5 protein-coding genes and 1 pseudogene are annotated in these 7,242 nt (G+C 43.7%); 5 read left to right on the forward strand and 1 reads right to left on the reverse strand.

What is annotated here, in order from left to right:
* The first annotated feature begins 101 nt into the window (after positions 1-101).
* The 5 genes and pseudogenes from O9290_RS22130 (at position 102) to O9290_RS22150 (ending at position 6,621) form a co-directional block, all read left to right on the forward strand.
* Positions 102-635: a hypothetical protein gene (locus O9290_RS22130; RefSeq protein ID WP_288087554.1), complete on the forward strand. Its 534-nt coding sequence runs from the start codon at positions 102-104 to the stop codon at positions 633-635.
* 336 nt (positions 636-971) lie between these two features.
* Positions 972-1,097, forward strand: a pseudogene (locus O9290_RS22135) (DUF4334 domain-containing protein); the annotation flags it as partial.
* A 62-nt stretch (positions 1,098-1,159) separates the two neighbouring features.
* Entirely contained in the window at positions 1,160-1,810 is a 651-nt protein-coding gene (locus O9290_RS22140) for a methyltransferase family protein (RefSeq protein ID WP_002758219.1), read from the forward strand.
* Positions 1,811-2,254: 444 nt separating this feature from the next.
* A complete protein-coding gene (locus O9290_RS22145; protein ID WP_288055399.1) occupies positions 2,255-3,946 on the forward strand; it encodes a diaminopimelate decarboxylase family protein in 1,692 nt (563 codons plus the stop codon).
* Between the two features lie 863 nt (positions 3,947-4,809).
* Entirely contained in the window at positions 4,810-6,621 is a 1,812-nt protein-coding gene (locus O9290_RS22150) for a proline--tRNA ligase (RefSeq protein ID WP_288055397.1), read from the forward strand.
* A gap of 222 nt (positions 6,622-6,843) precedes the next feature.
* Here the strand turns inward: O9290_RS22150 and O9290_RS22155 are convergent, their stop codons facing one another.
* Complete coding sequence (locus tag O9290_RS22155) at positions 6,844-7,098, reverse strand: type II toxin-antitoxin system HicB family antitoxin (protein WP_043998973.1); 255 nt, start codon at positions 7,096-7,098, stop codon at positions 6,844-6,846.
* Positions 7,099-7,242: the final 144 nt, after the last annotated feature.

Genomic DNA, 7,242 nt, shown 5'->3' on the forward strand with positions numbered 1-7,242 from the left:
TGTCAGTCTGTAGAGCGACCATAAGACCAGAACAGAGTAAATCTGTTAAGGCAGGTGCGAAAAATCCTTCGGGAAAGAAGCAGAAACTCAAATCGTGAGGTTTGGGAATCGCCGTCCGTTTTACGGCGGCGAGGATGTCAACGGCTTTTCGCATGATTGATCGAGGTGGTACAAATTTGTTATTGCGCGACTTTGCTGGGCGTGATGGTATAAATCTCGGACAGGATTTAAAATTTGCTGGCTTAGTGGCTGGTTCCTATTCGCTCACGATACCTTTGACTGATACAAACAACCAAGATGGTGTTGTGGATGTGCAACTTAGTACGAACGGGGGAACATCCTTCAGCAATGTTTACGACAATTTAGCTTACGGATTGAATCTGGGTCGAAGTGCCGTGTTGAAATTTAAGGCTGACGGAATCAATGATGTTATTGCGCGTTTTTGGACGGGGGGTAATCAGTTTGGTGTCACTGGACAAACTGGCAATAGTGTCAATATAAATCGCATCTTTACGATGAATGGATTTGTCTTGACGCGTGTCCCTGAACCCTCCTTAAGTATCTTGGGTACAGTATTGGTTTTAGGATTTCTACCGATTCTCAAAAAAAAGTTTCCATCGAATGATAAGCACTGATGATCACAGAAAATCGAGAAGCTCCGAAAGTGCTTTTTACCTCGTTGCCAGACTATCCCTTGTAACACATTTCCAGAGGTTCTAGCTCTTGTGTAACCCATCAGGGAAGGGAGGAATATCCTCCCTTTTCTCATGCCAAGGTTCTACCTTGGCATGAGAAAAATATAAAGATTTTATTAAATTGTATTTGTAAGTACAACTTTGGATAGGAAAGTGTGTTTATTAACAATGCGCCAGTCTTTGGTCTTAGGTAGTGCGGTGTCTTAACCCAAGCGACAAAACTGCGATCGCCGTTAACCTGACAGACCAGATTGGAAGCTGGTGCTGATGATCTAGGATTATTTGCCGATTAATGACTCTTTTCGGAAATTAGAGGACAATACCCTGCCAGTAATTATGGATTTTAACAACTTTCCCCGACCTTTCTTTTTTATTCTCAAGCGATGTCAAAGACCGGATTGAAACGTTAGTAGTTATAATTGTTTAGCACTCGATCAACAGGATTGATTTCTACTTTGAAGAAAATGAAGATAAAACACGCGATTAATTGGCATAAATTTCTGACTTTTCTAATTATATTGGGCTTAATGGCTTTTTATAATAATTTTACCCCGCTCGCTTGGATATACCTTGCCCTACACGGAACTTACGGTCTGATGTGGCTGATCAAGGATAGATTATATCCAGATCAACAATGGGAAAAAGAAATACCGTTGGCTATGGGAATATTTACCTTTATCGTTCTCGGTTTGTATTGGGCTGCCCCTTTTATTATTGTTAGCGGGAAGGTCACGGCCGCCGCTCCTTTAATATCCGCAGCCATAGCGATCAATATTATGGGGGTATTTCTCCATTACGGTAGCGATGCCCAAAAGTATTTTACCCTTAAATATAGGGAAGGATTGATCACCGAAGGTTTCTTTAGTCGTAGTCGCAATCCCAACTATTTAGGAGAGATTTTAATTTATCTGAGTTTTGCCCTGTTAGCCCAACATTGGCTCCCTTTTCTGATTTTGGGGGGATTCATCGCCGGGGTCTTCATTCCCAATATGCTTAAAAAAGACCGCTCCCTCTCCCGCTATCCTGAATTTGACGCTTACAAAGCGAAATCAGGATTGCTATTACCCAAGCTAATAAACTCCCGTCTGGATGCTCGCCAATCCACTCAAACCTAAGCAAAGTTAAGGTCTTTCTCTGAAACCGCAGGGTGCGCTATTAAGTTTCATTTAGGGGGTATTAGACCGATGGAAGTGGAATAGTAGCATAGGGAAAGGTGCTAAACCGCAGGGAGCGGTTTAATTAATAAGTTAGGATCTTCCCGCTTTGTATATGAGAACAAATACTCATTCACCCATTGCCATTAACGGCCATCAGCATCCGAGGAGTTATATAAGTCGTGGTCGGAACTGCTCTCCAAGGCTTTCAGTCCTTCCACACTGGCACTTTCTTAGGACGGTGGCAGTAATACAATCGGCCACCACCAGATTAGAAAAAGTGGCAGCAAAATAGCTGAAGGCATTTCAAAGCGCCAGCACCCACCCGACACCATACCAGGAAGTCCCGTATGAATCTTGAATAGGGATGGGGGTTGATGCCAGGCGTTGGACAAAAGCGAGATTATGGAAGAGATTATGGAAACTTGGACGCGATCGATTGACATCGAGGAGATAGCAAAACGCCATGGGTCGCCTTTATATATACTGAACCTCGGTCAGCTTCGCCGGAACCTGTCCCACTTTGTCGAGCTTGTGGGCAGTCCATCTCAGGTTGCTTACCCGGTAAAGGCTAATCCGTCGATGGCGATTCTGAATGAACTGGCATCCCTGGGATGCTCCGCAGACTGCTCTTCTAAATATGAAGTTGAGTTGGCCCTTTCTTGCGGATTCCCATTGAATCGGATCACATACAACAGTCCGGCGCCCGACCGCCAGCTAATGGCAGCTCTCCTCGATGGAGGCTCAACAGTAGTTGCTGACTCCCAAGCTATATTAGATGACCTTCAACATAAGCTTTATGGCAAGGATTGGAGTGGGAGCTTGCTGGTTCGGGTTAACCCAGAAAAACCGGTGGAATATTTCCACAATACTGATTGGCAGGATCTGGTTTCTCACGCCTCGCCCAACAGTAAGTTTGGCATCCCATCCGAGGAATTGCCAGATGCGCTGGCCAGTTGCCAACTACCTATAGCTGGCTTGCATATCCATATTGGTACTCAGATGGATAATGTATCGGCATTTAGTCATTCGATTCAGTTTATTCATCATTTGAAAAACTTAATCGAGGCCGGCTCGAATCATTGCATGAGAAAACTAAATCTTGGCGGTGGGCTTGGCATTGACTTCCATGACGGGCAACAGTTTCCAACAATCCCAGAGTACACAGAAGCATTAAAGAAACACTTGTTACCCGGTATTGAGTACATAGTCGAGCCTGGACACGCACTGGTTGGTAATGCCGTCGCCTTGTTGACTCGTATCCGCGAGCTTAAGCAGATGCGGGGCAGACGTTGGGCTATTGTTGATGTTGGCTCCGACCAGCTAATCAAGGTGACTCTCCTCTCATGGAGCCACCAAATTATCGATCGCAATCATCGCACCCTGCCTACTCAAGGGGACGATGCTATCGGAGGGCCACTTTGTTTTGCCGGCGATATATTGCTACCATCGACCAATTTAGAAGGCCAGAGTCCTGGAGATCCATTGTTAATCCAACACGCAGGGGCCTATTGCTATTCAGTAAGCAATCACTTTAATGGGTTTCACGGGCCCGGGCATATAACCATAGATGAAATGGGTCAAATAGAAACGGCTTACACTGCTGAGGACGTATTTGCCGATCACAACTTCTTGGGATTTTCCCTGCCGACGCGCCTCCCTTCGGAAGTGCCAGATCATGAAATTGATCTCGATATCATTGAGAGACTAAGCAGTGACTATCTCAAGCAGGGAGCATCTTCAGATGGCTACACATTTACCAGAGTCCAACTCATAGCGCCAAGAACCTTGCAGTTTATGGTGAAGGCGAAGAGTTCTTTAGGAGCGATATCGATCCCATTCGCCGCCCGCATCGCCTCGGATGCCACAATCATTTCAGCTTTGTATCTTGTCGGCAAACAGGCCAAAGATGTTTCTGTTTGGGGAACAAGAATATATATGAAGTCAGACACGATAATTCGTACCAGCCAGCCATTGAGACTGGTTGTATATATAGCACCCCAATCAAGCCTCCCTGTGGATAAGTATATTACTCACCTGTCTCACTGGGACCTGGGCAACGGGAAGTTTAAGGGATCGTTCCGATTCATCTTATAAAGTTCTTTTCGTTGCCTTGCTCACGATATTTACACAACCAGGCTGGCACTGTGTTTCTATGATGCCCTCAACTTTTAGCTATCACCTTGAGGGTGGGAGCTTTTTCTTGTTTTAGTGGCAGTTTGTCTTTTTCCCTAACGGTGATTGCTTCTTTGGTCTGTTGAGTTAGTTCATTAAACCTCTTGCATAATTAATTTTTGAGGGTTCAAAAACGGTAAGAATAAGGATTAAATTGCATAAAATCCTTAAATAGACCATTTAATTGATTATTGTTCATTCCTAATTCTCCTGACGACCGGCTACTGACTCCTAACCCTAACAACAATTTTTGATTTTTACAAGAGGTCTATTCTTCTGCGCTTTCTTTGACTACTGTTGAGGTTACTCCTGCCATAATTTTTGGATAATAAGAGTTATGGTCGGTTAAGCGTCAAAACATCGAGGCTTTTCCTTGATCCCAGTAATGTAAACTTTGATTAAGAGAAAGATTTCTAGCCCCAATCCGATGTTATATTAATAATTGAAGCTAAAGAAAAAAGCTTCCCTGACAGATCGACTGGCAAGGTTATAAAGGTCAAGTTCACAAAGGAGTAAACCCTGTTAAAGTTACATTCTGTCTCGATAACGACGATAACAGCGATCGACCTGAACGCTCATATTTCCTAGAGTAGAGAACAAGGGAGTTAGGCAATTGGAACTAGAGTTCAATGCGTCTCCAACCAGTCTCAAGTTGTGAGGGGAAATACCTGAGAATCGGTAAACTGATCGCTGTTATTGTTTGTCAACACAAGTAATTGATCATTGCAGTCGCTCTCCTTTGATGAGATAATAGAAAGTCTTCTGTTCAAAAGGATATCGATAGGATGCGACTCTCTCAACAGCTTTTTGTCACCCTCCGGGAAGACCCGGCCGAGGCGGAAATACCCAGTCATAAATGCTTGGTGCGTGCCGGTTACATTCGTCGCATTGGCAGCGGTATTTACGCCTATTTACCCCTGATGTGGCGGGTTTTACAGAAAGTCTCCCAGATAGTCCGGGAAGAAATGAACAAAGCCGGCGCCCAAGAATGTTTACTTCCCCAACTGCAACCGGCGGAACTCTGGCAAGAATCAGGCCGTTGGGACACCTACACAAAAGCAGAAGGGATTATGTTTGCCCTGACGGACCGGCAAAAGCGGGAGTTAGGATTAGGACCGACTCACGAAGAAGTAATTACTGCCGTCGCTCGTGATTTAATTCGTTCCTATCGACAATTACCAGTTAATTTATATCAGATTCAAACTAAATTTCGCGATGAAATTCGCCCTCGTTTTGGTTTAATGCGGGGACGAGAATTTATTATGAAAGATGCCTATTCTTTCAATCTCGACGAGGAATGTTTAAAGAAAACCTATCAAGCGATGGATATAGCTTACCGCAATATTTTCCGCCGTTGTGGGTTAGCTTTTCGGGCAGTAGAAGCCGATTCTGGAGCGATTGGCGGTTCCGCATCCCAAGAATTTATGGTCTTAGCTGATGCCGGAGAAGATGAGGTTTTATTTACCGCCGATGAAAAGTATGCGGCTAATGTGGAAAAAGCCGTTTCTTTGCCGGCAGATAAAGTGGCTTCTCCCTTGAAAAAGTTTGCTAAAAAAGAGACTCCTAACACCAACACTATCGAAAGTTTAGCTAAATTTCTCGATTGTTCTGCCACCGCTATCGTCAAAAATGTTCTCTACGAAGTGGTTTATGATAGCGGCATAACTGTTTTAGTTTTGGTGAGCATTCGGGGAGATCAAGAGGTTAACGAAGTTAAACTACAAAATGAATTAGTTAGACAGGCGAGCCGTTACAATGCTAAAACAATTTTGGCTTTAAAAATACCCGATGCTGCCGCTCAACAGAAATGGGCAACTAAACCTTTGCCTTTGGGTTATATTGCTCCCGACTTAGAAGATAATTTGCTCAAAAAAGCCAGGGATATAGCTCCTAAGTTTTTACGCATAGCAGACAACACGGTGACAGACTTAGAAAACTTTATCACCGGTGCTAATGAAACGGGGTTTCATGTAGTGGGAGCCAATTGGGGTCAAGATTTTATCTTACCGGAATTAATCGTCGATCTACGCAAAGCCAGGGTAGGCGATCGAGCTATTCACGATCCTGATCAAACCTTGCAAAGTGCTAGAGGAATTGAAGTCGGTCATATCTTCCAATTGGGCTATAAATATTCTCAAGCCATGAATGCTTTTTATACTAATGAAGCGGGAGAATCTACCCCCATTTGTATGGGTTGTTATGGCATAGGAGTATCGCGTTTAGCCCAGGCAGCCGTAGAACAATCCTACGATAAAGATGGTATTATTTGGCCCGTAGCTATTGCCCCCTATCAAGCGATTGTGGTTATTCCTAATTTAGCCGATGCCGAGCAGGTAAAAACCGCCGAAAGTTTATACAATGAGTTAAATCAAGCCGGCATTGAAACCCTTTTAGATGACCGGAATGAACGTGCGGGAGTTAAGTTCAAAGATGCGGATTTAATTGGGATTCCCTATCGCATTGTCACGGGTAAATCTCTCAAATCGGGTAAGGTGGAATTAGTCGAAAGAGCCAGTAAAAAAGCGTCAGAAGTAGCAATTAATGAGGTGGTTTCCTATTTAAAAACTGCTATTTCAAAGGTAAATGCTTCTGATTAAGTGATTAAATATACAGATAATTTGCTTAATTTCTTGAAAAACTTCTAAAAAAGGAGCTTTTGAGATTACTATATTATCTTTATGTCGATTTCTCTCAAAGCAAGTCTCAATCAACAAATTCAATCTCCTTAATGATGGCGATTTTTTGCTGTATTTTCTCAAGCATATAGTACTGACGACCGACTCCTGACTACCGGCTCCTAACCCCACCAACAAACTTTTTCAGCAGACCCTAATTAAGACTTGATCCAGTGGAATATGAGTCAGAAAAAATGTTTCTCCTTCCGAATCTCGCAAAGCTTCTAGATAGGCATCAATTCCTCGCGGTTGGGGACAATTTTCAACATCTGCCAAATGCAAAGCCAAAGCCGATCGCATTTGCTCCGTTGTTTCTTCTAAAGTCGCCCCTGTTGGTACACACCCTACTACATCGGGTGAATAAGCGGAAAATCCCGTTTCACTTTTTTCGAGAACAATTAGATAGGGCTTGCTGAAAAAGTTTTTCCTGGGGGCAGGGTGTGGGGTGTGGGGTGTGGGGTGTGGGGTTTTATCGATTTTCAGGTGGTCAACTACCTAATTTTCAGGGAAAAAGTACCTGAATTTTCCCCCCAATCACTCCAA

It is taken from the genome of Microcystis sp. LE19-41.2A (assembly GCF_027530405.1).
GTDB lineage: Bacteria > Cyanobacteriota > Cyanobacteriia > Cyanobacteriales > Microcystaceae > Microcystis > Microcystis aeruginosa.

Bases quoted from the DNA above. Each gene is read 5' to 3' on its own strand.
- O9290_RS22150 (WP_288055397.1), top strand. From the start codon at position 4,810: ATGCGACTCTCTCAACAGCTTTTTGTCACCCTCCGGGAAGACCCGGCC.
- O9290_RS22140 (WP_002758219.1), top strand. From the start codon at position 1,160: ATGAAGATAAAACACGCGATTAATTGGCATAAATTTCTGACTTTTCTA.
- O9290_RS22145 (WP_288055399.1), top strand. From the start codon at position 2,255: ATGGAAGAGATTATGGAAACTTGGACGCGATCGATTGACATCGAGGAG.